This is a genomic window from Frigoribacterium sp. CG_9.8 (assembly GCF_015751965.1).
In the GTDB taxonomy this organism is placed as follows: domain Bacteria; phylum Actinomycetota; class Actinomycetes; order Actinomycetales; family Microbacteriaceae; genus Lacisediminihabitans.
On sequence record NZ_JADOVH010000006.1, the window covers coordinates 105,353 to 129,620 of the forward strand.

27 protein-coding genes are annotated in these 24,268 nt (G+C 63.8%); 24 read left to right on the forward strand and 3 right to left on the reverse strand.

Translation table 11 applies throughout. From position 1 onward, the window contains the following. Nucleotides 1–47 precede the first annotated feature (47 nt). The 9 genes from secY (at nucleotide 48) to rplQ (ending at nucleotide 6,254) form a co-directional block, all read left to right on the forward strand. Complete coding sequence (gene secY / locus IWX88_RS12535) at nucleotides 48–1,373, forward strand: preprotein translocase subunit SecY (protein WP_196830813.1); 1,326 nt, start codon at nucleotides 48–50, stop codon at nucleotides 1,371–1,373. After that, the gene (locus IWX88_RS12540; RefSeq protein ID WP_196830815.1) at nucleotides 1,370–1,960 is read left to right on the forward strand and encodes an adenylate kinase; all 591 of its coding nucleotides are present in this window, start codon (nucleotides 1,370–1,372) and stop codon (nucleotides 1,958–1,960) included. The genes secY and IWX88_RS12540 overlap by 4 nt, the downstream gene beginning before the upstream one ends. Continuing rightward, complete coding sequence (gene map, locus IWX88_RS12545) at nucleotides 1,957–2,787, forward strand: type I methionyl aminopeptidase (RefSeq protein ID WP_196830817.1); 831 nt, start codon at nucleotides 1,957–1,959, stop codon at nucleotides 2,785–2,787. The genes IWX88_RS12540 and map overlap by 4 nt, the downstream gene beginning before the upstream one ends. Before the next feature lie 228 nt (nucleotides 2,788–3,015). Then, nucleotides 3,016–3,237, forward strand: a complete 222-nt coding sequence (gene infA, locus IWX88_RS12550) for a translation initiation factor IF-1 (protein WP_022883252.1) — start codon at nucleotides 3,016–3,018, stop codon at nucleotides 3,235–3,237. Between the two features lie 86 nt (nucleotides 3,238–3,323). Next, nucleotides 3,324–3,440 (forward strand): 50S ribosomal protein L36, encoded by a 117-nt coding sequence (rpmJ, locus tag IWX88_RS12555; RefSeq protein ID WP_185201699.1) that lies wholly within the window; start codon nucleotides 3,324–3,326, stop codon nucleotides 3,438–3,440. A 192-nt stretch (nucleotides 3,441–3,632) separates the two neighbouring features. Further along, entirely contained in the window at nucleotides 3,633–4,007 is a 375-nt protein-coding gene (gene rpsM / locus IWX88_RS12560; RefSeq protein WP_185201698.1) for a 30S ribosomal protein S13, read from the forward strand. A gap of 42 nt (nucleotides 4,008–4,049) precedes the next feature. Then, a complete protein-coding gene (gene rpsK, locus IWX88_RS12565; RefSeq protein WP_161885428.1) occupies nucleotides 4,050–4,448 on the forward strand; it encodes a 30S ribosomal protein S11 in 399 nt (132 codons plus the stop codon). A 221-nt stretch (nucleotides 4,449–4,669) separates the two neighbouring features. After that, a complete protein-coding gene (locus tag IWX88_RS12570; RefSeq protein WP_196830819.1) occupies nucleotides 4,670–5,665 on the forward strand; it encodes a DNA-directed RNA polymerase subunit alpha in 996 nt (331 codons plus the stop codon). A gap of 40 nt (nucleotides 5,666–5,705) precedes the next feature. Further along, complete coding sequence (gene rplQ, locus IWX88_RS12575) at nucleotides 5,706–6,254, forward strand: 50S ribosomal protein L17 (RefSeq protein WP_196830822.1); 549 nt, start codon at nucleotides 5,706–5,708, stop codon at nucleotides 6,252–6,254. Between the two features lie 182 nt (nucleotides 6,255–6,436). On the opposite strand, the gene IWX88_RS12580 is transcribed toward rplQ, so the two are convergent. Continuing rightward, nucleotides 6,437–8,482 carry an acyltransferase family protein gene (locus tag IWX88_RS12580; protein ID WP_196830824.1) on the reverse strand — a complete coding sequence of 682 codons (2,046 nt, stop codon included), beginning with the start codon at nucleotides 8,480–8,482 and terminating at the stop codon, nucleotides 6,437–6,439. Between the two features lie 136 nt (nucleotides 8,483–8,618). Here IWX88_RS12580 and truA point away from each other — a divergent pair, with 136 nt between their 5' ends. From truA to glmM, 4 genes are all read left to right on the forward strand, one after another. Next, nucleotides 8,619–9,575 (forward strand): tRNA pseudouridine(38-40) synthase TruA, encoded by a 957-nt coding sequence (gene truA, locus IWX88_RS12585; protein WP_196830849.1) that lies wholly within the window; start codon nucleotides 8,619–8,621, stop codon nucleotides 9,573–9,575. A 148-nt stretch (nucleotides 9,576–9,723) separates the two neighbouring features. Further along, nucleotides 9,724–10,170: a 50S ribosomal protein L13 gene (gene rplM, locus IWX88_RS12590; RefSeq protein WP_196830825.1), complete on the forward strand. Its 447-nt coding sequence runs from the start codon at nucleotides 9,724–9,726 to the stop codon at nucleotides 10,168–10,170. A gap of 32 nt (nucleotides 10,171–10,202) precedes the next feature. Beyond that, a complete protein-coding gene (gene rpsI / locus IWX88_RS12595; RefSeq protein WP_196830828.1) occupies nucleotides 10,203–10,691 on the forward strand; it encodes a 30S ribosomal protein S9 in 489 nt (162 codons plus the stop codon). Nucleotides 10,692–10,714: 23 nt separating this feature from the next. Then, the gene (gene glmM, locus IWX88_RS12600; protein WP_196830830.1) at nucleotides 10,715–12,076 is read left to right on the forward strand and encodes a phosphoglucosamine mutase; all 1,362 of its coding nucleotides are present in this window, start codon (nucleotides 10,715–10,717) and stop codon (nucleotides 12,074–12,076) included. A gap of 34 nt (nucleotides 12,077–12,110) precedes the next feature. Here glmM and coaA read toward each other — a convergent pair whose 3' ends face one another. Continuing rightward, complete coding sequence (coaA, locus tag IWX88_RS12605) at nucleotides 12,111–13,076, reverse strand: type I pantothenate kinase (RefSeq protein WP_196830831.1); 966 nt, start codon at nucleotides 13,074–13,076, stop codon at nucleotides 12,111–12,113. Nucleotides 13,077–13,155: 79 nt separating this feature from the next. Between coaA and glmS the strand changes: the two genes are divergently transcribed. The 8 genes from glmS to IWX88_RS12645 all read left to right on the forward strand — a co-directional run bounded on the left by glmS (nucleotide 13,156) and on the right by IWX88_RS12645 (nucleotide 19,804). After that, nucleotides 13,156–15,012 (forward strand): glutamine--fructose-6-phosphate transaminase (isomerizing), encoded by a 1,857-nt coding sequence (glmS, locus tag IWX88_RS12610; protein WP_196830832.1) that lies wholly within the window; start codon nucleotides 13,156–13,158, stop codon nucleotides 15,010–15,012. A 29-nt stretch (nucleotides 15,013–15,041) separates the two neighbouring features. Next, nucleotides 15,042–15,437, forward strand: coding sequence for a holo-ACP synthase (locus IWX88_RS12615; RefSeq protein ID WP_196830833.1), 396 nt, complete (start codon nucleotides 15,042–15,044; stop codon nucleotides 15,435–15,437). Beyond that, nucleotides 15,434–16,543: an alanine racemase gene (gene alr, locus IWX88_RS12620; protein WP_196830834.1), complete on the forward strand. Its 1,110-nt coding sequence runs from the start codon at nucleotides 15,434–15,436 to the stop codon at nucleotides 16,541–16,543. Before IWX88_RS12615 ends, alr begins: the two co-directional genes overlap by 4 nt. Then, nucleotides 16,527–17,006, forward strand: coding sequence for a tRNA (adenosine(37)-N6)-threonylcarbamoyltransferase complex ATPase subunit type 1 TsaE (gene tsaE, locus IWX88_RS12625; RefSeq protein ID WP_196830835.1), 480 nt, complete (start codon nucleotides 16,527–16,529; stop codon nucleotides 17,004–17,006). Before alr ends, tsaE begins: the two co-directional genes overlap by 17 nt. Further along, nucleotides 17,006–17,638 carry a tRNA (adenosine(37)-N6)-threonylcarbamoyltransferase complex dimerization subunit type 1 TsaB gene (tsaB, locus tag IWX88_RS12630; protein WP_196830837.1) on the forward strand — a complete coding sequence of 211 codons (633 nt, stop codon included), beginning with the start codon at nucleotides 17,006–17,008 and terminating at the stop codon, nucleotides 17,636–17,638. The genes tsaE and tsaB overlap by 1 nt, the downstream gene beginning before the upstream one ends. After that, on the forward strand, nucleotides 17,639–18,130 hold the full coding sequence (rimI, locus tag IWX88_RS12635; RefSeq protein WP_370568367.1) for a ribosomal protein S18-alanine N-acetyltransferase: 492 nt from the start codon (nucleotides 17,639–17,641) through the stop codon (nucleotides 18,128–18,130). Nucleotides 18,131–18,144: 14 nt separating this feature from the next. Beyond that, the gene (gene tsaD, locus IWX88_RS12640) at nucleotides 18,145–19,227 is read left to right on the forward strand and encodes a tRNA (adenosine(37)-N6)-threonylcarbamoyltransferase complex transferase subunit TsaD (protein ID WP_370568368.1); all 1,083 of its coding nucleotides are present in this window, start codon (nucleotides 18,145–18,147) and stop codon (nucleotides 19,225–19,227) included. Nucleotides 19,228–19,339: 112 nt separating this feature from the next. Next, nucleotides 19,340–19,804, forward strand: coding sequence for a DUF4190 domain-containing protein (locus IWX88_RS12645; protein WP_196830838.1), 465 nt, complete (start codon nucleotides 19,340–19,342; stop codon nucleotides 19,802–19,804). A gap of 133 nt (nucleotides 19,805–19,937) precedes the next feature. Here IWX88_RS12645 and IWX88_RS12650 read toward each other — a convergent pair whose 3' ends face one another. Beyond that, nucleotides 19,938–21,140 (reverse strand): class I SAM-dependent methyltransferase, encoded by a 1,203-nt coding sequence (locus IWX88_RS12650; protein WP_196830839.1) that lies wholly within the window; start codon nucleotides 21,138–21,140, stop codon nucleotides 19,938–19,940. A 134-nt stretch (nucleotides 21,141–21,274) separates the two neighbouring features. Here IWX88_RS12650 and groES point away from each other — a divergent pair, with 134 nt between their 5' ends. From groES to IWX88_RS12665, 3 genes are all read left to right on the forward strand, one after another. After that, nucleotides 21,275–21,571, forward strand: a complete 297-nt coding sequence (gene groES / locus IWX88_RS12655; RefSeq protein WP_185201682.1) for a co-chaperone GroES — start codon at nucleotides 21,275–21,277, stop codon at nucleotides 21,569–21,571. Nucleotides 21,572–21,642: 71 nt separating this feature from the next. After that, nucleotides 21,643–22,587 carry an EamA family transporter RarD gene (rarD, locus tag IWX88_RS12660; protein ID WP_370568369.1) on the forward strand — a complete coding sequence of 315 codons (945 nt, stop codon included), beginning with the start codon at nucleotides 21,643–21,645 and terminating at the stop codon, nucleotides 22,585–22,587. Between the two features lie 197 nt (nucleotides 22,588–22,784). Beyond that, nucleotides 22,785–24,056, forward strand: a complete 1,272-nt coding sequence (locus IWX88_RS12665) for an ABC transporter substrate-binding protein (protein ID WP_196830841.1) — start codon at nucleotides 22,785–22,787, stop codon at nucleotides 24,054–24,056. Nucleotides 24,057–24,268 lie beyond the last annotated feature (212 nt).

The following is a 24,268-nucleotide window of genomic DNA, read 5'->3' on the forward strand; positions in this document are numbered from 1 at the left end:
CGAAAGGGCCACCTGCTTCGCCCCAGAATTCTCACCAGGAGGCATCGTTGTTCAGAGCGGTAGCGCGGATCTTCCGCACCCCCGATCTTCGGAAGAAAATCGGTTTTACGCTCGCCCTGATTGCGCTCTTCCGCTTGGGGTCGTTCATCCCGGCGCCATTTGTCAACTTTGGCAATGTGCAGACGTGCCTGGCGGCGAACTCCGGTACTTCTGGTCTGTACGAACTGGTTAACCTGTTCAGCGGTGGGGCACTACTCCAGCTGTCCATTTTTGCGCTGGGTATCATGCCGTACATCACGGCGTCGATCATCGTGCAGCTGCTACGCGTGGTCATTCCGCACTTCGATACTCTCTACAAAGAGGGCCAGTCCGGACAGGCACGCCTGACGCAGTACACGCGTTACCTCACCATCGCCCTCGGTGTGCTGCAGTCGACTACCCTCATCACCGTCGCCCGCAGCGGCGCACTCTTCCCCACATCGACCGGCACGCCGGAGTGCTCGGCCCTGATCACCAATTCGGCGTGGTACGCCATCCTTCTGATGGTCATCACCATGACGGCCGGCACCGGCTTGATCATGTGGATGGGCGAGCTCATCACCGAGCGCGGCGTGGGCAACGGAATGTCGATCCTCATCTTCACCTCGATCGCGGCCCGATTCCCCAGTTCGCTGTGGGCCATCCAGCAGGCGAAGGGCTTCGAGGTCTTCCTCCTCGTGATCCTCATGGGGATTGTGATCATGGGGCTGGTGGTGTTCGTTGAACAGTCGCAGCGGCGCATCCCGGTGCAGTACGCAAAGCGAATGGTCGGGCGGCGGACCTATGGCGGAAACAACACTTACATCCCCATCAAGGTGAACATGGCCGGCGTCGTGCCCGTCATCTTCGCATCGTCGCTGCTGTATCTGCCTGCCCTGATCGCCCAATTCAACCAGCCTGCTGCGGGCAAGGCTCCCGCCGCGTGGGTCACCTGGATCACTGACAACCTCCGCACCGGTGACAACCCGCTGTATATGGCTCTGTACTTCCTCCTCATCGTCGGATTCACCTACTTCTATGTGGCAATCACCTTCAATCCGGAGGAAGTCGCCGACAACATGAAAAAGTACGGCGGATTCATCCCGGGTATTCGCGCCGGTCGGCCGACCGCCGAATACCTCGACTACGTGCTCACTCGCGTGACTCTTCCCGGATCCATCTACCTCGGACTGATCGCGCTGGTGCCACTGATCGCGCTCGGCCTCTTCGGTGCAAATCAAAACTTCCCGTTCGGTGGCGCGAGCATCCTGATCATCGTCGGAGTGGGACTTGAAACTGTGAAGCAAATCGATTCGCAGCTGCAGCAACGCCACTACGAGGGCCTTCTCCGTTGACCCGGCTGCTGATCATCGGCCCGCCCGGGGCGGGCAAAGGTACGCAGTCAGCTCGTTTGCTCGAGAACTTCGCCATCCCGGCGATCGCCACCGGTGACATCTTTCGGAAGAACATCAAGGAAGAGACCCCACTCGGCATCGAAGTGAAGGCGATTGTGGATGCCGGCGATTACGTTCCGGACACTCTGACCAACGCGCTCGTCAGTGGCCGTCTCGCCGAGGGGGATGCCCTCGAGGGGTTCCTCCTCGATGGGTACCCCCGAACTCTTAAGCAGGTGACGTACCTCGACGAACTGCTCGCGGGCAGGGGTCAGTCGCTTGATGCGGTGATCCAGCTCGTTGCCGACCAGGAGGAGGTGGTCGCACGGCTGCGAAAACGTGCGATTGCAGAGGGTCGCACCGATGATACGGAAGATGCGATCCGTCATCGCCAGCAGGTATACAGCCACGAGACCACACCGCTGATCGCCGTCTACCGTGATCGCGCGCTACTGATTGAGGTCGACGGGCTCGGTGAGATCGACGAGGTGAGCTCGCGCATCAGTGACGCACTTGCTGCCCGCGGAATCGTGGCTGCGGCTAAGTGAGCCTCCGCAAAAATATTTATAAGACACCGGCGGAGTTGCGGCTCATGGTCGCGCCGGGATTAGCCACCGCAGCATCCCTCGCCGCTGTTCGATCCGCCATCAGGGCTGGCATCTCGACCGGTGAACTCGATGCGATAGCGGAGGCGACAATCCGTGGGCTCGGTGCCGTCCCGAACTTCATGAAAGAGCCGGGTTACCGACACACGATCTGCTCTTCGGTCAATGACGACGTCGTGCACGGTATCCCGGGCCCCCGCCTTCTCGAGCCGGGGGACATCGTGTCGATCGACAGCGGAGCAGAGCTTGGCGGGTGGAACGGAGACGCGGCGATCAGCGTGGTCGTGCCTGATCCGTCCCGCCTGCCCGTTGTGGCTGAGCGGCAGAAGCTCTCGGATGTCACCGAACAGTCGCTCTGGCGCGGTATTGCCGCACTGGCTACGGTCGCCTATTTGAACCACATCGGCGGCGAGATCGAGGACTACATCGAGTCCCAGGGGAGCTACGGAATCCTTGAGGACTACGTCGGCCACGGTATCGGCCGTTCAATGCACGAGGAGCCACCGGTATTCAATTACCGGGTGCGCGAGCGTGGGCCGCAGGTGAAGCCGGGTCTCGTCGTGGCCATCGAACCGATGGTGACGCTCGGCGGTATCGAGACCTTCACCCGAGACGATGACTGGACCGTCGCAACCCGTGACGGCATGGTGGCGGCGCATTGGGAGCACTCGGTAGCGGTTCACGCCGGTGGAATCTGGGTGCTCACGGCCGAAGACGGCGGTGCTGCAGGACTCGCCCCGCTTGGGGTGGTCCCGGTGCCGATTGCCTGACCTGTTGCACGTCGCGATGCCGCTCGGTGCGGGGTTCGCGACGTCGTTCGTGGCGCTGTTGCTCTCGCTGTTCGTGACGAGCGAATGCGTAGTATAAGCACAAGTTGGCAAAACGCCCGGGATTGGCATAAGCTCGTCCCTTGGTGTCAACTGCCAGGTTAACTCTGTCTGAATCACCACAATCCAACCGCACGACCAGCAATCAATACTTTTAGCGACGAAGAGGCAATGGCCAAAAAAGACGGTGTCATCGAAATCGAGGGTGCAGTAGTCGAAGCTCTGCCCAACGCAATGTTTCGCGTTGAGCTGACCAACGGTCACAAAGTACTCGCCCATATTTCGGGGAAGATGCGCCAGCACTACATCCGCATCCTTCCTGAGGATCGTGTGATCGTGGAGCTGAGCCCCTACGACCTGACCCGCGGCCGGATCGTCTACCGCTACAAGTAGCGCCATCCCGGCGAACGACTGCAGGAAAGTAACGGCCTGTTCGGCGAAATGCCGAATCGGTACGAAGACAGCGAAAGAAGAAAACAATGAAGGTCGCTCCCAGCGTTAAGCCCATGTGCGAGCACTGCCGCGTGATCCGTCGCAACGGCAACGTCATGGTCATCTGCAAGAACAACCCGCGTCACAAGCAGCGCCAGGGCTAGTCGAGGGTGGCCAGCGGCCAATTCGACTGCCGGGTCGGCACGGGCTTCGCGTCCATGTCTAACCGGTACGCATAACTCAATACGCACATCACATAGCAACACCAGAACCGGTTTCAGCCGGGGACACCAGCGGTCGGAGGCCGTTGCACCGGTGCTGCTACAGACCTCCACTCACAACCAGGAGAAGCCACAATGGCTCGTCTAGCAGGAGTCGATATCCCGCGCGATAAGCGCGTCGAAGTCGCATTGACCTACATCTACGGTGTTGGCCGCACGAGGGCACTCAAGACCCTCGCGGACACCGAAATCAGCGGAGAAATCCGCGTCAAGGACCTCACCGATGACCAGCTCATCGCGCTCCGCGACTACGTCGAAGGAAACTTCAAGGTAGAGGGTGACCTCCGTCGCGAGGTCGCCGCAGACATCCGTCGCAAGGTCGAAATCGGCAGCTACCAGGGCATTCGTCATCGCCGTGGCCTTCCGGTTCACGGACAGCGCACCAAGACCAACGCTCGCACCCGTAAGGGCCCGAAGCGCACCGTCGCCGGCAAGAAGAAGGCCCGATAGCGAGCATCGCTCGCATCGCCATACAGGTTTTAGGAGAACACCATGGCAGCACCAAAATCGGCCGCTCGCAAGCCGCGTCGTAAAGAAAAGAAGAACGTCGCAGTGGGCCAGGCTCACATCAAGTCGACATTCAACAACACCATCGTTACCATCACCGACCCGACCGGGGCCGTGCTGAGCTGGGCGTCGTCAGGAACCGTGGGCTTCAAGGGCTCGCGCAAGTCGACCCCGTTCGCGGCTCAGCTCTCGGCAGAGTCTGCTGCTCGCCAGGCGCAGGAGCACGGTGTCAAGAAGGTCGACGTCTTCGTCAAGGGACCCGGCTCAGGCCGCGAGACCGCGATCCGTTCTCTCCAGGCTGCTGGCCTCGAGGTCGGATCGATCAACGACGTCACCCCCCAAGCACACAACGGATGCCGTCCGCCGAAGCGACGCAGAGTGTAGGCGTAAAGCGCCACACCCTGCGTCCGGTTCAGCAGCGAGCGCCAGCGAGCGGCTCGAGACCCCTGACAGCACCGCGAGACGGGATCTCGAGGGGCCAACTCGACCAAGACGCTTCCAATTTTTACAAGCACCACCGATCACAACTCAATACAACGACGGGCCCGCCACCCGCCGCACGCACAAGTGTCAAATAGCGGACACTTCGCCGAAAGGAATCACCAGTGCTGATTGCACAGCGTCCAACTCTTACCGAAGAGAACATTTCCGAGTTCCGTTCACGGTTCATCATCGAGCCGCTTGAACCCGGTTTCGGTTACACCCTTGGCAACTCGCTTCGTCGCACGCTTCTCTCCTCGATCCCGGGAGCTGCTGTGACGAGCATCCGGATCGATGGCGTGCTGCATGAGTTCTCGACGATCGCCGGTGTGAAGGAAGACGTCACCGAGATCATCCTGAATATCAAGGGGCTCGTCGTCTCGAGCGAGCACGACGAGCCGATCACTGCATATCTGCGCAAGCAGGGCGCTGGCCAGGTTACCGCCGCGGACATTTCGGCTCCGGCCGGTGTCGAGATCCATAACCCTGAGCTCGTTATCGCAACGCTCAACGACAAGGCGAAATTCGAGCTCGAGCTGACCATTGAACGTGGCCGTGGCTACGTATCGGCAACGCAGAACCGCAATGAGTTCAGCGAAGCCGGGCAGATTCCGATCGACTCGATCTATTCGCCGGTGCTCAAGGTCACCTACCGCGTCGAGGCGACGCGTGCCGGAGAGCGCACCGACTTCGATCGCCTCGTGGTGGATGTCGAGACCAAGAACGCGATCACCCCTCGTGACGCTATTGCCTCGGCCGGTCGCACATTGACCGAGCTATTCGGGTTGGCTCGTGAGCTCAACTCGGCTGCGGAGGGAATTGAGATCGGTCCGGCTCCGGTCGACGCCGTGCTCTCGAACGAACTCAGCATGCCCATCGAGGACCTCGACCTGTCTGTGCGCAGCTACAACTGCCTGAAGCGCGAGGGCATCAACTCCGTCAACGAACTGGTTGCTCTCTCGGAGACGCAACTGATGAACATCCGCAACTTCGGGCAGAAGTCGGTCGATGAGGTCAGGGACAAGCTCATTGAGCTTGGCCTAAGCCTCAAAGACACCGTGCCCGGATTTGATGGCGCGCACTTCTACAGCGGCTATGACGACGTCGAAGAAGCAAACTAGGCACTCGGTACCTAACCTTTCACACCTGGAGAAATGACTAATGGCTGCACCAACTAAGGGACCCCGCCTCGGCGGTGGACCGGCGCACGAGCGCCTCATGCTTGCGAACCTCGCGGCTGCCCTGTTCACCCACAAGAGCATCAAGACGACCGAGACGAAGGCCAAGCGCATGCGTCCTCTTGTCGAGAGGCTCATTACCTTTGCCAAGCGTGGGGATCTCCATGCGCGTCGCCGCGTTCTCGCGACCATCGGCGATAAGACTGTTGTGCACGAACTGTTCACCGAGATTGCGCCGCTTGTCGAGTTCCGAGAGGGTGGCTACACGCGCATCACGAAGCTCGGCTTCCGTAAGGGCGACAACGCGTCGATGGTGCAGATCGAGCTGGTGCTTGAGCCTGTAACTCCGAAGCCGAAGTCGGCGAAGAAGGCCGCGAAGGCTGAAGCGCCTGTGGAGGCACCTGTTGTCGCCGCGATGGAGACTGCAGCTTCTGAGGATGCTGCGGTGGCTGAGGATGCTGCTGTTTCTGAGGATGCTGCGGTGGCTGAGGATGCTGCTGTTTCTGAGGATGCTGCCCCCGAGGCAAAATAACCCTGCACTGAAAGGTATGACCCCGTCCACCGGACGGGGTCATTTCCAATTAAACGACCCCTCCCCGCTGTTCAACTGTCAAAGAGTGTCGCCTAATGGGACCGCTTGCGACACTCTTTGACAGTTCAACGGAGGATTGGGGGATTGGGGGATTGGGGGATTGGGGGATTGGGGGAGGGGAGTTAGGGGGGCGTCGCGGGCAAGAGTGGCCCGGGAGCGTCGGGGGGAGCGAATGGACCGCGCGGGCCTGCGAAAGCTGGTAGCCGAGTAAGCCGCTGAAGGGCATCCGTCACGGCGCGTACGTAGATGACTCCGCCCGCCGACCCAGGGTGGATTTGATCCCGCGCAAGAAGGTCGAGTCGCGACGAGATCGCATCGCGCCAGTCGGCGAGCTCGACCGAGCGGTATTGCTGTGCGAATTGGGTGAGGGTGTCGTTGACCCCGTCGGTCCAGCCCCGGGGTGCCTGCACATTCACGACAATGATCTCGTGGCTGGCACCGACGATAGATCGGATCTGGTCGAGCGACTCGCGATCGATCGGCCCGTTGGTTCCGAGACCGATGAGCAGCACCGGCCGCAGCGTGCCGGAGTCGCGCATCCCCTGCACGATCGCCGGGGCCGATGACAGTTGCCGCGACACGACGGCATTGATCTGGATGCCAGGGAACCCGGCCTGCAGCTCGGGAGCAGAGGCGAGCATGACGGAATCGCCGATCGCGTCGATCTGATCCCCGCGTGGAACAGCGGGGGCCAGCAGGGGAGGAGCCGGCAGCGGGGGCGCCGCAAGCGAAGCAGGCGGTGAGGCAGGCGGCGAGGCAGCTGGCGACGCATCGGGTGACCCGGTCGAGGGCGAAGGTGTTACGGGGGGCGTTGCGCGCGAAGAGGGCTGGGGGGTGGCGGGCGCCACCGACTTCTTCCCCCGATCGATCAGCGCCTGCGCATCGGTCGTTCCCGGATCGGCGGCGATGGCGACACCGGTGGCGCCCATGAAGGCCACGATGAGAAGCGTGGCTGTCACGATCGCGGTGATACGCGCTGCCGGCCTCGGGCGTGGGCCGAGCCATCCCGCAATGGCGGCGCGATACCCCAATTGGTGGATCGGCTGTTCGACGAAGCGGTAGGACATCATTGCCGCCGCGACCGTGATGGCCAGCGCGATTGCGGCGATCAACCAACCGCCCGCACTCGGCGACACGGTTGGCAGTGCGGCCGTTACCAGCACCCACACCGGCCAGTGCCAGAGATAGAGCCCGTAAGAACGTTCACCGATCCAGCGCAGCGGATGCCAGTCGAGAGCGACACTGACAGGGGAGATGGGGGAGATGACCGTGCCAGCAATCGCCAGTGCTGCAAGCACCGCGACGAGTGCCAGCCCGCCACGCTCGGTGAGCGGGGCACCCTCAGGGAGTCCGAGGGCGATGGCGACGATCCCCACGATCGAGAATGCCGCGATTGCCGGGAGCACACGGCGCGCCAGAGCTGCGCTGCTCGCTGGCCAGTCGCGATGCAGTATGGCGAGGGCAGCACCGATTGCGAGGCCGAAGCTGTGGGTGTCGCTGCCGTAGTAGACCCGGGTGGGGTCCCCGGCCGCCGCGAGAATGGTCATCGCCGCGGCGGATGCGACCGCGATCGTGAGGACGATGAGCACTCGTGCCGCCCGCGAACGCACCGCGAGCACGAGAAGGATTACCAGTGGCCAGGCCAGGTAGAACTGCTCCTCGACCGCGAGCGACCAGAGGTTGCGAAACAGCTCCGGTGCGGTCTCGTCGAAATAATTCTGGGCTGCGGCGATCGACAGCCAGTTGCTGCTGAAAGTCGCGGCTCCGAACACCTGGCGCCCCAGGTGCACGAGAGGATTGCCGCCGATCAAGAGGGCGGCGGATGCCGACACCACCACGACAAGGCCGAGAGCGGGGAGCAGGCGTCGGGCCCGACGCATCCAGAACCTGCCGAGCCGGATGCGGCCGTGCGCATCCTTCTCACGCACCAGAACTGCGGTGATGAGGTATCCGCTGATCACGAAGAAGACATCGACACCGATGAATCCGCCGGGGAGGATGCCAGACCCCAGGTGGTAGAGCACTACGGTCACCACAGCGAGGGCACGGAGGCCGTCGAGACCGGGGAGTCGCGCCGATCGGGAGCCGCCCAACGATGAGTCGCCGCTATTCGGCATCCGCGCGCACGCGGAAGCCGGAGGATCGAGAACGCTGGGCGAGGACGACATAATGAATCACCTCGAGTTTCGTCGCGACCGAGCGAGAGGTCAACTCCGCGGGTCGTCGCACACCATTCGATCTAAGCTGTGAGGCGTGAGCGTCGAAAATCTCCCAGGCGCGATAATCCTGCACGGTCCGCCGGAAGTGTCGGGACCCGCTCCAGGAAAGACCCGAATCCGGCTCGACCTGTCGTATGACGGCGGAAACTTCCTTGGCTGGTCGTCGCAGCCCGGTCTGCGCACCATTCAGGGTGAACTCGAGTCGGCACTGGCAATCATCTTCGGCAAGCACGGGCCGGTGGAGCCGCTCACTGTCGCCGGTCGCACCGACGCCGGGGTGCACGCGACGGGGCAGGTGGCGCATCTCGACGTGACGAAGGAGCAGCTCGGAGTGCTGTCGCGTCCGCGTGGCAAGACTCCGCCGCTCGCGCCCGGAGAGCGATTTGACGGTCCGCGGGCCCTGGGCAGACGGCTCAACGGCATTGCTGGCCTGAATGCCGACATCTACGTGTCGCGCGGTTCCTTCGCCCCCGACGGTTTCGATGCGCGGTTCTCGGCGACTTGGCGGCGCTACCAGTACCGGGTGGCGGATGCCTCGGCCCCCCGAAATCCGCTGCTTCGGGGTCACACGGTCTGGTATCCGGCCGTGCTCGACCTCGATCGCATGAACCATGCCGCTGACGATCTTCTCGGCCTGCATGACTGGGCGGCGTTTTGCAAGCCGCGGGAGGGGGCGACGACGGTGCGCCACCTCGAGCATTTCCAGTGGACTCGCTCTGATGACGGGGTGTTGACCGCGGAGGTGCGGGCGGATGCGTTCTGCCACAGCATGGTGCGATCCCTCGTCGGGGCGACCATAGCGGTGGGGGAGTCCAAGCTCGAGTCGGCCCGGCTGGTGGAGTTGCGGGACGAACTCAACCGACCGAGCGAATTCAAGGTGCTTCCGGCAAAGGGGCTGACCCTTGTCGAGGTGGGGTATCCGCCAGAAGCGGAGCTGGCCGCCCGCGCGTTGACCACACGTAACCGGCGGCCGGTGGCCGCATCCGCGCCACCCGCATCCGGAATCGGGGCCGGTTTGACCGCAGTGGGCTCGAGCGACTAACCTTTACCCTTGGTGCACTCGCTGTATGCGGGCGGCATCACGAACTTGAGCCCTCCACCGGCAGCGTTCGCGGCGACATCGTCTCGCGAACATCCATCGGAGTGGGATTCACGAACACCTCATTTCGACACTAGAAAGCAGTAGTACTGTGACGCGCACTTTCTCTCCCAAGCCCGAAGATGTCCAGCGTGATTGGGTCATCATCGACGCGACCGATATCGTTCTCGGGCGCCTCGCAACCCACGCGGCGGTCCTCCTTCGCGGCAAGCACAAGCCGACCTTCGCCCCGCACATGGATATGGGCGACTTCGTCATCATCATCAACGCCGAGAAGGTCGCCCTCACCGGTTCCAAGCTCGCGCAGAAGCGGGCCTACCGCCACTCGGGTTACCCGGGCGGGCTCAGCTCGATGACCTATATCGAGATGCTCGAGAAGCACCCGACCCGCGCGGTCGAGAAAGCGGTTCGCGGCATGCTCCCGAAGAACTCGATCGGACGCGCCCAACTCACCAAGCTCAAGGTCTATGCCGGCGCCGAGCACCCCCACGCTGCACAGCAGCCCACGACCTACACCCTCGGCCAGGTCGCGCAGTAGCGCGCACCGAAAAAATAAGGATTTCCAACATCATGGCGAAGATCGAAGATTCACTCGACGAAGCAGTTCTCGAAAGCTACTCGACCGAGACGACCCCGGCAGCCGAGACCAAGGCACCGCGTGCCGTTCTCAACGTTCCCGGCGCCGCCGTCGGACGCCGCAAGCAGGCCATTGCCCGAGTGCGCATTGCGCCCGGCTCCGGCGTCATCACGGTGAACGGTCGCACCCTCGAGAACTACTTCCCGAACAAGCTCCACCAGCAGCTCATCAACGACCCATTCAAGATCCTCGACCTGCTCGGCAGCTACGACGTGATCGCCCGCATCACCGGTGGTGGCCCGTCCGGCCAGGCTGGCGCACTGCGTCTCGGCATCTCGCGCTCGCTCAACCAGATCGACGAGGAGAACAACCGCGCGGCCCTCAAGAAGGCCGGCTTCCTCAGCCGTGACGCCCGCGTCAAGGAACGCAAGAAGGCCGGACTCAAGAAGGCACGTAAGGCTCCTCAGTTCTCTAAGCGCTAACACGCTTCCGCGCTCCGGATACTATGCCTCGCCTCTTCGGCACCGACGGCGTTCGGGGCCTTGCGAACGAAGTTATTACGGTCGAGTTGGCTGTCGGGCTTGCCCAAGCCGCGTCCGTTGTGCTCGGCAAAGGACGCTTCGCCGACGGTCGCCGTGCTTCCGGGCGCCGGCCGGTCGGGGTGGTGGCGCGCGATCCGCGGGTTTCCGGTGAGTTCATTGCCGCGGCTGTCATGGCCGGCTTTGCGAGCTCCGGCGTGGATGTGCTCGACGCCGGAATCATCCCGACGCCAGCGGCAGCCTTCCTCATCGCAGACATCAAAGCTGACTTCGGCGTCGTGATCTCGGCATCCCATAACGGGGCTCCCGACAACGGCATCAAGTTCTTCGCGGCTGGCGGAACGAAGTTGCCGGATGAGGTCGAGGACCGCATCGAAGCTGCGCTGACGGAGAAGAAGCTGGCCCCGACCGGAATCGAGGTCGGACGCATCCGCCGGTTCGCGGATGCGGAAGATCGCTATGTGCTCCATCTCCTGTCGACGCTTACCTCTCGACTGGAGGGCATCCACGTGGTGCTCGATTGCGCCAATGGAGCCGCTGCGGGGATCTCACCGCAGGTGTTCACAGATGCCGGTGCCACCGTCACTGTGATCGGTTCTGAGCCGGACGGTTACAACATCAACGACGGCGTCGGATCTACCCACCTCGACAACCTCGCGCGTGCGGTACTCGAGCATGGCGCCGATGTCGGTATCGCCCACGATGGTGATGCCGACCGCTGTCTTGCCGTCGATCACCTCGGCCGGACTGTGGACGGCGACCAGATCATGGCGATCCTCGCGGTCTCGATGAAGGAACGCGGCCTGCTCACCGACGACACTCTCGTCGCGACCGTGATGTCGAACCTCGGCCTCAAAGTTGCCATGGCCGAGCACGAAATCACGCTGCTGCAGACCGCTGTCGGTGATCGTTATGTGCTCGAGGCGCTGAACGAGAAGAAGTTGAGCCTCGGCGGTGAACAGTCCGGGCACGTGATCATGAGCCAGTTTGCGACGACCGGCGACGGCATCCTCACCGGCCTTCACCTGCTCGCCGAGATGGCCCGCACCGGTAAATCGCTCGCGGAGCTTGCCAGCGTGATGACGGTCTATCCCCAGATCATGATCAATGTGCGCGGGGTGGACCACCATGCCCTCGCCTCCGATTCGGTGGTGGCGGATGCAGTGCATTCGGCGCAGGAGCGTCTCGGCGAGACCGGACGGGTGCTGCTGCGCAAATCGGGCACGGAGCCGATGGTGCGGGTGATGGTCGAGGCTGCAGATCATTCGACGGCCGAGTCGATCGCCACGCTGCTGGCCGATGTGGTGCGAACGCAACTCGCGCACTGACGCTGCGCGCTCGACCCGCCGGCAGCGGTAGTGGCTAAAGCTTTCTGAGGAGCACGCTGTTCACCGCGTGATCCGTTCCTTTGCGCAGCACGAGGTCGGCTCGCGATCGCGTCGGCAGCACGTTCTGCAGCAGGTTTGGCTCGTTGATGCGCGTCCAGATGTCGGCGGCGCGGGCCACCGCCTCCTCATGGCTGAGGCTCGCGAACCGGTGGAAGTAGGACTTCGGGTTGGTGAACGCACCTCGCTGAAGCTTGAGAAACCGCTCTTCATACCAGCGGGCGATGTCGGCCGTGCGGGCATCCACATAGACGGTGAAGTCGAAGAGGTCGCTGATCGCCAGGCCGTGACCGGACGATGGCGGCTGCAGAACGTTCAGCCCTTCGACGATGAGAATGTCGGGGCGCCGCACCACGATTTCGGCATCGTGAACGATGTCGTAGCTGAGATGCGAATAGAACGGAGCGCGCACCTCCTCGGCACCGCTCTTCACCTTCATGACGAAGCGGAGCAGTGCGCGACGGTCATAGGACTCCGGGAAGCCCTTGCGCTGCATCAGGCCGCGCCGCTCGAGTTCGGCGTTCGGCAGCAGAAAACCGTCGGTGGTCACTAGTTCGACCCGAGGCGTCCCCTTCCATCGCGAGAGCAGTTCGCGCAGCAGACGTGCGCTCGTCGACTTGCCGACCGCGACGGATCCAGCCACTCCAATCACAAACGGAGTCGCGGGTGAATCGTGGCCGAGGAAGCGGCTGGTGTCTCGGTGCAACTGACGCGCACCCACCGCATAGAGGCTGATCAGCTTGCTGAGGGGGAGATAGACATCCGTCACTTCGCTCAGGTCCAGTCGGTCGCCGAGACCCCGCAGTCCCACGATCTCGGTTGGCGAGAGGGGACGCTCAGTGGTCGGCGCGAGTGCAGCCCAGTCGGCGCGCTCGATCTCGACAAAAGGTGAGGGATGGACGGGTGTCGCGTGGGCCGGCGTCGAGTGGGCCTTGTCTGACATAAGAAAACAGGCTACCGGAGACCCGTGTCGCCTACCGACCGGGCGGATGCGCGCCCGAAGTACCGTAAAATCGTCTTTCATGTGTGGAATCGTGGGCTACGTCGGCAGCAACCAGAGCATCGAGGTACTGCTTGGTGGTCTGCGTCGGCTCGAATACCGCGGCTACGATTCGGCCGGCATAGCGGTGATCGACCCGGAGGGCGTGCTGCACACCAGGAAGCGCGCGGGCAAGCTGCAGGTGCTCATTGACGACCTCGACAGCGTTCCGCTGGCGAACGGAGCAACTGGGATCGGGCACACCCGGTGGGCGACCCACGGCGGCCCCAACGACCAGAACGCGCATCCGCACCTGGGGGACGATGGCAAGCTCGCGCTTATCCACAACGGCATCATCGAGAACTTCGCCGAGCTCAAGGCTGAGCTGGTGGGATCCCACCCCGATACGGTCTTCACCAGCGAAACCGATACCGAGGTCGCAGCGCTGCTCGTCGGCCTCGAATACCAGAAGACCGGCGACCTCGCTCTGGCTCTTCGCAACGTGGTCGACCGGCTGCACGGCGCGTTCACACTGCTCGTACTGCATGAAGACCAGCCTGGCGTCGTCGTGGGAGCGCGCCGAAATTCGCCACTGGTAATCGGGCTCGGCGATGGAGAGAACTTCCTCGGCTCGGATGTCGCGGCCTTCGTTGAGCACACCCGCCGCGCCATGGCGATCGGCCAAGACCAGCTCGTGACCATCACCGCCGACAGCGTTACTGTCACCGACTTCTTCGGCAACCCGGTCGACACCGAGGAATTCGAGATTGCCTGGGATGCTTCGGCAGCGGAAAAGGGCGGATGGTCGAGTTTCATGGCTAAGGAGATCAGCGAGGAGCCCGAGGCGATCGCCAAGACTCTGCTCGGCCGCATCGCAGACGGCGCGGTTCGCCTGCAGGAACTCGACGCTTTCGGCGATGATGCCCTGCAGGGAATCGACCGCATCGTGATCCTCGGCTGCGGTACCGCAAACTATTCCGCCATGCTCGGCAAGTACGCGATCGAGAAGTGGGCGCGTATCCCCGTGGACGTCGAACTCTCGCATGAGTTCCGCTACCGGGACCCGGTGATCGACGCCCGCACTCTGGTCGTGTCGATCAGCCAGTCCGGTGAGACCATGGATACCCTGATGGCCGTCAAATACGCGGTGGCGGCCGGGGCAAAGACGCTCTCGATCTGCAACACCCAGGGGGCAACCATCGCTCGCGAATCTGATGCCGTGATCTACACCCACGCCGGGCCGGAGGTGGCCGTGGCATCCACCAAAGCGTTCGTCGCCCAGGTTGCCGCGCTCTACCTGTTCGGCCTCCATCTCGCCCGGGTGCGCCAAACGCTCTCGGCGGTTGAGATCTCCGGTCTACTCGGCGAACTCGAGGCTCTGCCCGGCCAGCTCGCCACCGTGCTCGAACAGCACGACGCCATCCGGCAGCTCGCGGGCTGGATGACGAACACCCGCTCCGTGCTGTTCCTCGGCCGGCACGCGGGGTACCCGGTCGCCCTCGAGGGTGCGCTCAAGCTCAAGGAGCTGGCGTACATCCATGCCGAGGGTTTTGCCGCCGGTGAGCTCAAGCACGGCCCGATCGCACTCATCGAGCCGGGGCAACCGGTGTTCGTGATCGTGCCGAGCCCGCGCGCGAAGGATTCGCTGCATCCCAAGGTCGTGTCCAATATCCAGGAGATCCGGGCGCGTGGCGCTCGCATCCTCGCGATCGCCGAGGAAGGGGATGTCTCGGTGTTGCCGTATGCCGACACCGTGATCCGCATCCCGCTCGCCTCGACACTGTTCGAGCCGCTGCTCGCCGTGGCACCGCTGCAGATCTTCGCCATGGAACTCGCCGCGGCGAAGGGCCTCGACGTCGACCAGCCACGCAACCTTGCCAAGTCCGTCACGGTGGAATAGCGCTCGAATAGAGCACGAAAGGCACCGTAATGATTATCGGCATCGGAGTGGATGTCGTCGATCTCGCCCGGTTTGAGAGGGCCACCACGCGGACGCCTGGAGTCCTTTCACGCTTGTTCGCCGAGAGCGAACAGTGGGATGACGGAGTGAGAAGATCCCTCAACTCTCTCGCGGCGCGGTTCGCAGCGAAAGAGGCGGTGATCAAAGCGATTGGCGATTCAACCGGGGTGCGCTGGCATGACATGGCTGTCGTTTCAGATGGCCTGCGTAACCCATCGATCGTGGTCTATCACGCGCTCGCCGACATCGTGCAGGCCCGCGGCATCACCGCCATTCACCTGTCGATGAGTCACGATGCCGGTATCGCGATCGCCTACGTCATTGCCGATGGACCCGGCTCGCCCGATTCCGGAGCACACTTATGACGCGCCCGCTTCGTGAGGCCCGCGTCGATCTGGATGCGGTGGCCGAGAACATTCGCACCCTGCGAGGCCGGATCGGGGATGCCCGGCTCATGACCGTCGTCAAGGCCCGCGCCTATGGGCATGGTGCCGTGCCGGTGGCCCGTGCCGCTGTTGCCGCCGGGGCAGACTGGCTCGGCGTCGTGGACATCGCCGAGGCGCTGGAGTTGCGTGCAGCAGGTATCGACGCGCCGATTCTCGCCTGGCTGCATGGTCCGCACGTGTCGTTCGACGAGGCCATTGCCGCCCGCATCGACCTCGGAGTGCATTACCTCGAACAGCTGGATTGCGTGGCGGATGCCGCTGGCACGGCTTCCGTGCAGCTCAAGGTGGACACGGGTCTCGGTCGCAATGGTGCAGCGGAGCCGGACTGGCCTGCCCTCTTCGAGGCCGCTGCAGAGCACGAGCGCACCGGACGGCTGCGGGTGAGTGGACTGTGGAGTCATCTGGCGAATGCCGGCGAGGCAGAAGACCGCGCTCAGGTTGCGGCATTCGAACGCGCGATCGCCGCGGCGCTCGCGGCCGGGCTCACCCCTGAACTACTTCACCTCGCGGCGACCGCCGGGGCGCTCCGGGTGCCGACGGCACGATTCTCTCTGGTGCGGGTTGGCATCGGTACCTACGGATTGTCACCCTTCGATGATTCAAGTTCTGCCGATCTCGGTCTGCGCCCGGCGCTCGAGCTGAGTGCCGGCATCGTCTCGGTGAAGCGGGCGGCGGCGGGTAGCGGTGTTTCCTATGGCTACGACTACCGCACCACCGCCGAGACGAGCCTCGCGCTGGTTCCACTCGGGTACGGCGACGGCATCCCGCGCCAAGCATCGGGCCGCGGCGAGGTATCGATCAACGGGCGTCGCTACCGCATCGCCGGCCGCATCGCCATGGACCAGTTCGTTGTCGACGTTGGTGACGACCCGGTCGCTCTCGGTGATCGCGCGGTGCTGTTCGGTGACCCCGCGATCGGAGTGCCGTCGGTCGATGACTGGGCTCACGCCGCCGACACCATCAACTACGAGATCGTCACGCGCCTCGGTGGCCGGATCGAGTGGACCTATGCAGCTCGGGATTGATACACCGGAACAGATGGCCGAGCTCGGAGCGAGACTCGCGGTCGAGTTGAGAGCCGGTGATCTCGTGGCGCTCAATGGCGAATTGGGTGCAGGTAAAACCACCTTCACCCGGGGTCTTGGTGGCCAGCTCGGTGTGCGCGGATCGGTGACGAGCCCCACCTTCGTGCTCGCCCGCACCCATCGGCGCATCGGCGATGGCGCACCCCTCGTGCATGTGGATGCGTATCGCCTCGGCAGTGCGGCAGAGCTCGACGATCTCGACATCGACTGGTCGGCATCGATCGTGGTCGTGGAGTGGGCGGCCGGGATGCTCGAGGGTGTTGCCGAGCACTGGATCGAGATCGACATCCGGCGCCCGACCGGAGCGGGAGTGGAGATCGGCGACGGGGATGAACCGGTGGAGACGCGCCTCGTCACTATCACCGGGCACGGCGCTCGCTGGCACGACCTTAGGCTGGACTGATGCTGCTCGCCATCGACACCTCCGCCGGTACGAGCGTTGCCGTCGTGGACCGGGATCGCGGCATCCTCTCCGAAGTGAACGAAGCAGACACCCGCCGCCACGCCGAGGTGATCGGCGAAGCGATCCGTGAGGCGATCGAACGCTCCGGCGTGGCGATCGACGAACTCTCCGGAGTGACCGCGGGAATGGGCCCGGGGCCATTCACCGGGCTGCGGGTGGGCATCGCTGCTGCACAGGCATTCGCCTTCGGCGCATCCCGGCCGCTCGTGCGGGTGGTGAGCCACGACGCCGTCGCCTGGGGTTTCTACGCGGCGGGTCATGACAGCCCACTGCTGGTCGTGACGGATGCCCGCCGGCGTGAGGTCCACTTCTCCGCCTACTCCGGAGTGGACTCGGTCGGCCTTCCGATCCGCGTGCAGGGACCGGGGCTGTGTCGACCCGATGAATTGCCCGCGGTGGTGGCCGACTATTCGAGGCATGAACGGATCGATGCTGCACAGGTTTCCGCCGCATCGGCCGGCCTGCTCGCCGAGGGACTGTTCTTCCACAACCGCCCGTTCGCCGGGCCTGCGGCACTCTACCTTCGGGCCCCGGATGTCACGGTGTCGGCCGGTCCGAAGCGGGTGAGCTGAGTGAGCTGGCAGCTTCGCTCGGCAACCACCGCCGACCTCCCGCGCATCATGGAACTCGAGACGGGTACTTTCGGCACCGACGCCTGGTCGAGCAACGCCATGCTCAGCGACTTACGCAATCCGCAGTGCTACTACCTCGTCGCCGATCGCGTGGGGTTCCCGGGAGTGCTCGACGGCTATGCGGGGCTGTTCGCGCCCCGTGGTGCGCAGGAGGGCGACATCCAGACCATCGCCGTAGTCGAGGCCGCCCGCCGGGGGGGACTTGGGCGAGCGCTCATGAACGCGCTCATCCGGGAGGCGCGAACGCGCGGTGCGAAAGAGGTGTTCCTCGAGGTTCGAGCAGATAATCCCGGGCCGAAACGTCTTTACGAGACCCTGGGATTTGAGGAGATCGCGGTGCGAGTCGGCTACTACCAGCCGGATGCGGTGGATGCGATCGTCATGCGACTTGCCGTGCCTGACCCCGTGACCCGGCCGGCGGTGGGACAGTGACCGGCGGTGGGACGGTGACCGCCGGCCCTCCTGAACCCGGTCCACTCGTCTCGGGCCCTCTCGTGCTGGGAATAGAGACGAGCTGCGACGAGACCGGCATCGGAATCGTGCGGGGAACCACCATGCTTGCCAACGTGATCGCCTCCTCGATGGACGAGCATGCCCGCTACGGTGGCGTGGTGCCGGAGATCGCGGCCCGCGCGCACCTCGAGGCGCTCGGCCCGGCACTCGAAGCCGCACTCGCCGAAGCGCGAGTCACACTTGCCGAGCTCGATGCCATCGCCGTGACGAGCGGACCCGGGCTCTCCGGGGCCCTGATGGTGGGAGTCGGGGCGGCGAAGGCGCTTGCCGTCGCTCTCGGCAAACCGATCTACGCGATCAACCATCTCGTCGGGCACGTGGGTGCCGACGTGCTGCGCGACGACGGAACCGACATCGAACTTCCGACCATCGCCCTCCTTGTCTCGGGTGGGCACACCTCGCTCCTGCACGTGCGCGATCTGATCACCGACGTCGAGTTGCTCGGAGAGACGATCGACGATGCGGCCGGCGAGGCTTTCGACAAGGTCGCCCGCCTGCTCGGGTTGCCGTATCCCGGCGGACCGCAGATCGACCGGGTCGCGGTGGGCGGGGATCCGAAGGCCATCCGCTTTCCCCGTGGGCTCAGCCAGCCGAAAGATATGGCGAAGCATCGCTACGACTTCTCGTTCTCTGGACTGAAGACCGCTGTGGCGCGCTGGGTCGAGCAGCGACAGGATTTGGGCGAGGAGGTGCCGGTGGCGGATGTTGCGGCAAGCTTCCGCGAAGCGGTCACCGATGTGTTGCTCACGAAGGCCGTCGCCGCCTGTCTCGATCTCGGAGTTCCCCGACTGCTGCTCGGTGGTGGTGTGGTCGCTAATGCGCGCGTGCGCGAGGTCGCAGCGGAGCGTTGCCTCGCCGCTGGAATCGAACTGCGCATCCCTCCGCTGGCCCTCTGCACCGACAATGGGGCCATGATTGCCGCGATTGCCGCGCGACTCATCGCGGCCGGCCACGCACCATCCGCCCTCTCCTTCGGTGCTGACTCGACCCTGCCGGTTACGGTCGTCCAGGCCTGAAATCGGCGTCGGACCACCCGTGCCGCGGTTTGACTTGCCGCTTGTGCGATGGAAGGCTGGAAACTGCCTTTTCGATCATCTTTTTCATGCATCTTTCTTTTAGGAGCAACCCATGACTGACCCCGACAACGGCGCTGTGCCGCCGGTACCGCCGCCAGCCTCACCGGTGACCCCACCCCCAGCGCCTCCGCTTCTGCCTCCCGCACCTCCCGCTGGCGGGTATGTGGCGCCTCCGCCCTACACCGCGACGGGTGGCGTTGCCACGCCGAAGACGCTTAGCCTGATCGGAATGATCCTCGGAATTGTCGGAATCCTCGGCTCCGGGGTTGTCATCTTCCCCATCGTCGGTTCGGTGCTACAGCTCTTCATCCCCGGTGGTGCGCTCGTGCTCGGCATTCTCGGCCGCAAGCGCGAGGGACCCGGGGCGAAGGGATTCTGGCTCACCGCCATCATCACGGGAATCGTCGGGCTGGCCATCGCCATCATCGCGCTGATCGGCTGGATCGCGCTGATCGCGATCGGCATCCCCAACGGCGCCTTCGACATGAACAACATGAACGGCATGAACAACCCCTAGTTGATCAGTCGTTTGACGGTCTTCACGGTCGGCCCGGTCTTCAGCACGCGCTCGGCCTCGCGTTTTCGCCCGGGTCTTGAGTCCGCGCGCGTGCAGCAACGCGACGGCCACGCGCACGGAGCGGGTTTTTACCTCAGGATGTGCGGAAGGTGACGCGCTCGCAGAGCAGCGCAGTATGCCTGCCCGCGACGCGGGTGAGCACGAGTGTCGCGGAGGCTGGGCCGTGAAGTGAGAGTTTCTTGCGGAACATCGCGGGGTCGATATCCACTCCACGCTTCTTGATCTCTAGCGAGCCGATGCCTCGGGCGGCCAGCTCCTTGCGCAGCCGCCGTTCGTCGAGCGGGAAGCTCTCGATCACGCGGAAGCATGCGGCGAAGGGCGTCTCGATCGCTTCGTCCGAGGTGAGGTAGGCGATACCGTCGCTCAGCATCATCGCCCCGATGCGGCGGCCGAGGTCGCCGATCAATCGGGAGCGGATGACCGCGCCATCGGGCTCGTACAGGTAGCTGCCGAGCGTGCCGGTCTCGACATCCGCACTGTCTTCTGCCGAGGTGAGTTCGGCCATGCCGTGCTCACCGATCACCAGGGCAGACCGGCGAATGCCCGGGCGGGCCAGCACGCCGAACCAGAGCCCGAGTTCGACGACATCACGGTCGACCGACACCCACTGGGCTTCCGCCTCGGCGGGGATCAGGTCACGGTCGATTCCCGGGCCGAGCTTGATGCCGGCGGGGAGGCGGTCGGCGATCCCGAAGGCGGTCTCGAGGGTTGGCGAATAGTCTGCCGGGTCTGACAGCCGCACCGTGTTCTGGTGGCCGGTGGTGCGGCGGGCAGGATCGAGATACACCCCGTCGAAACCGTCGAGATCGAAAGTCGTGACGTCGGCGTGTTCGACGGTGGCATTCGGCCAGAGCGCAAGGTTGTAGGCGGCGATGGCAGCGGTCACTTCGTCGAGTTCGACGGCCGTCACCTCGAGATCCAGGGAGGCGATGGCGAGTGCGTCGCCCCCGATCCCGCTGCCAAGATCGGCGATCCGGGTGAGGCCAGCAGCGTGGAAGCGTCCGGCATGCAGCGCTGCGACCCGCAGTCGGGTCGCCTGCTCCAGCCCAGCCTCGGTGAAGAGCATCCGCTCGGCGAACGGACCGAACTTCGCCGCTGCCTTCGCGCGGAGCTTCGACTGGCTGAGCACTGCGGCGACGAGTCCAGGAGAGTGACCGGCCTGGCGGAGGTCAGTCACCGTCTTGAGCACATCCGCACTCGAGTGCCACGGAGGCAATGAATCAAGCAGCCTCAGCCCGTCGCTAGAGAGCAGTTCGACCAGCTCGGAGGAATCCATCGCTCCACCGTACCAAGCCGGCGACTGGCACTCACCTTGCAGGAGTGCTAACGCGCGGCTAAGCTACCTCTGGCTCTCTCCTTAGGGAGTGCTAACCCTCCAGATTTCGAAGTACACCAAGAAAGAGGCCAATCGTGGCAGTCTCCATCAAGCCGCTCGAAGATCGCATTGTCATCAAGCAGGTCGAAGCCGAGCAGACTACTGCCTCCGGTCTCGTCATCCCGGACACCGCGAAGGAGAAGCCCCAGGAGGGCGAGGTCGTCGCGGTAGGACCGGGTCGCATCGACGACAACGGCAACCGCATCCCTCTCGACATCGCCGTCGGCGACAAGGTCATCTACTCCAAGTACGGTGGAACCGAGGTCAAGTACGGCGGGGAGGACCTGCTCGTGCTGTCGGCTCGCGACGTTCTCGCGGTCGTCACCCACTAGAACAACACTCGTCGGCGGGCCCATTCTGACATCGTCGGAATGGGCCCGCCTCTTTTTGCCGTAATATCCCCATGATGTCCAGCCCCAGATCCCCCCAGCAGTCCACGGAGCGATCGGGCGTCGTGATGGCCGTGGTGGCCTACGCACTCTGGGGCATCCTCCCGCTCTACTTCCTCTTGCTGCAGCCCGCTGGCGCATTCGAGATCGTGGCACTGCGCATCTTGTTCTCGCTGGTGTTTTGCGCACTCATCATCACCGTCACGCGCAAGTGGCCCGCGTTGATCGCGATCCTGCGCCAGCCGCGCATCGTCTTCACGATGGGGCTTGCTGCGGTTTTCATTTACGTCAATTGGCAGGTCTATGTCTATGCGACCCTCGACGGCAAGGTGATCGAGGCCTCACTCGGGTACTTCATCAATCCCATCGTCACCATTCTGCTCGGCGTGATTTTTCTGCGGGAGCGGCTGCGGATGCCCCAATGGATCGCCGTCGGCACGAGCGTGCTTGCCGTGGTCGTACTCGCCGTCAACTACGGGGCGCTGCCCTGGGTTTCCCTGGTGCTCGCCTTCTCCTTCGGGTTCTACGGGCTCATCAAGAAGCGCGTCGGCCCCGCGGTGGATGCAGTGAGCGGCCTCACGCTGGAGACGGCGTGGCTGGTGCCGGTGGCACTCGTTCAATTGGCCGTCGTCGGCACAAGCGCCGGCCTTACTTTCGGTACGGTGAGCCTCGCCCACACCGTGTTGCTCGCCAGCACGGGTGTCATCACCGCTGTGCCGCTGCTGCTCTTCGCCGCCGCAGCACGGCGGCTCCCTCTCGTCTATTTGGGACTCACGCAATACCTCGCACCGGTGCTCCAGTTCATCGTGGGGGTCTTCGTGCTCGGGGAGAACATGCCGCCTGCCCGGTGGATCGGCTTCGCACTGGTCTGGGTGGCCCTTGTGATCCTCACCGTGGATGTCTTCGTCTCGGCCGGTCGCGCCGGTCGCACCCGTCGCGCACCGGCGCAGGCGCGCTGAACGCGAGCATCCAGCAGGGTGAAAACGGAGATTTTCGACCGGGGAACGGTGCCGAAGTAACGGAAAGTAACGATTGTGCTGTGTTACGTGGCTGTAACCTGCGCGTATTGTGTCCGGACCTCCGGGGCAATAACTTCGATATAAGTGCAGTACCCCGTATTGTCACGTCCTCATTTCACCTCTACGCAAGGAGCATCATGAGCGTTTTCGCGAAGGCCAAGGCCTCCCGCTCACGGGCTCTCAAGTCCACCATCAGCGGTATCGCGATCCTCGGTGTCAGCGCGCTTCTTCTCAGCGCCTGCGCATCCAGCAGCGGAACTACCACTGGCGGCAAGGACCTGAGCCTCAAGATCGGCAGCATTCTTCCGCAGACCGGAACCCTCGCGGTTCTTGGCCCGCCCGAGATCGCGGGAGTTGACCTCGCGGTTGCGGACATCAACGCGGCCAAGGCCGGGCTCACGATCACCGTGACCCACAAGGACTCTGGCGACACCTCAACCGACATCGCGACCCAGTCCGCGACGGCGCTTCTCGCCTCTGGTGTAGCCGCCATCGTCGGTGCGGCATCGTCGGGGGTCTCGAAGACCATCATCGACCAGATCACCCAGGCCAAGGTCGTTCAGATCTCCGGGGCGAACACCTCTCCCGACTTCTCGAACTACGCGGACGACGGATACTACTGGCGCACGGCGCCATCCGACGTGCTGCAGGGTCGCATCCTCGGTAACAAGATCCTGAAGGACGGTGCCACCAAGGTCGCCATCCTGTACATGAACGACGCCTACGGAACCGGCCTCGAGTCCAACGTGAAGAAGTCCATCCTCGCTGGTGGCGGATCCATCGCCGGTGAAGAGATCTTCGAGCCGGCCTCCACCGACTTCAACAGCGCGCTGACTTCGCTGCTTGCGACCAAGCCTGATGCCCTCGTCGTCATCTCGTTCGACGAGATCAAGACGATTGCTGAGCAGCTCGCGGCGAAGGGCTTCGACTTCAAGAAGTTCTACGGAACCGACGGAAACTACGGCGTCATCACCAAGAAGGACACCAACGTCGATATCGCCGGCGCGCAGTTCTCCAGCCCGGGTGTCGCGGCTACCGCGAAGTTCCAGGCTGACATGCAGTCCCTGGTCAAGAAGCAGGGTGGCAAGGAACTGAACGTCTTCAGCTACGCAGCGGAGTCCTACGACGCTGTTGTGGTGACGGCTCTTGCGGCCCTCCAGGGTGGCAAGGCCGACGGACCGACCATCAAGGCGAACCTTCAGTCAGTTTCTGAAAAGGGCACCAAGTGCACGACATTTGCTGAGTGCGCAAAGTTGATCGCCGAGAAGAAGGACATCGACTACGACGGTCTCTCTGGTCCGATTTCGTTCGACAAGAACGGTGACCCGACCGAGGCCTACGTCTCGATCTACAAGTACGCGACGGGCAACGTCGACTCCTTCGAGTCGCAGGTCTACGGCAAGCTGTAACTGCCACCGTCTGAGTTGGCGAAGGGGTCTGGCCGAAAGGTCGGGCCCCTTCGTGCGTCGCACCGGCACGCTTCTTGAGGCACGCGGTTTTGGCGCCCGCCAGCACCGTGGTGGCACGCCTAGGTGTTCTTCCCATTGACGTTGTGTACGCGGTCGATGGGTGATTTGCCGCCGATGCCGGTATGGGGTCTGTGGTGATTGTAGCTATGCAC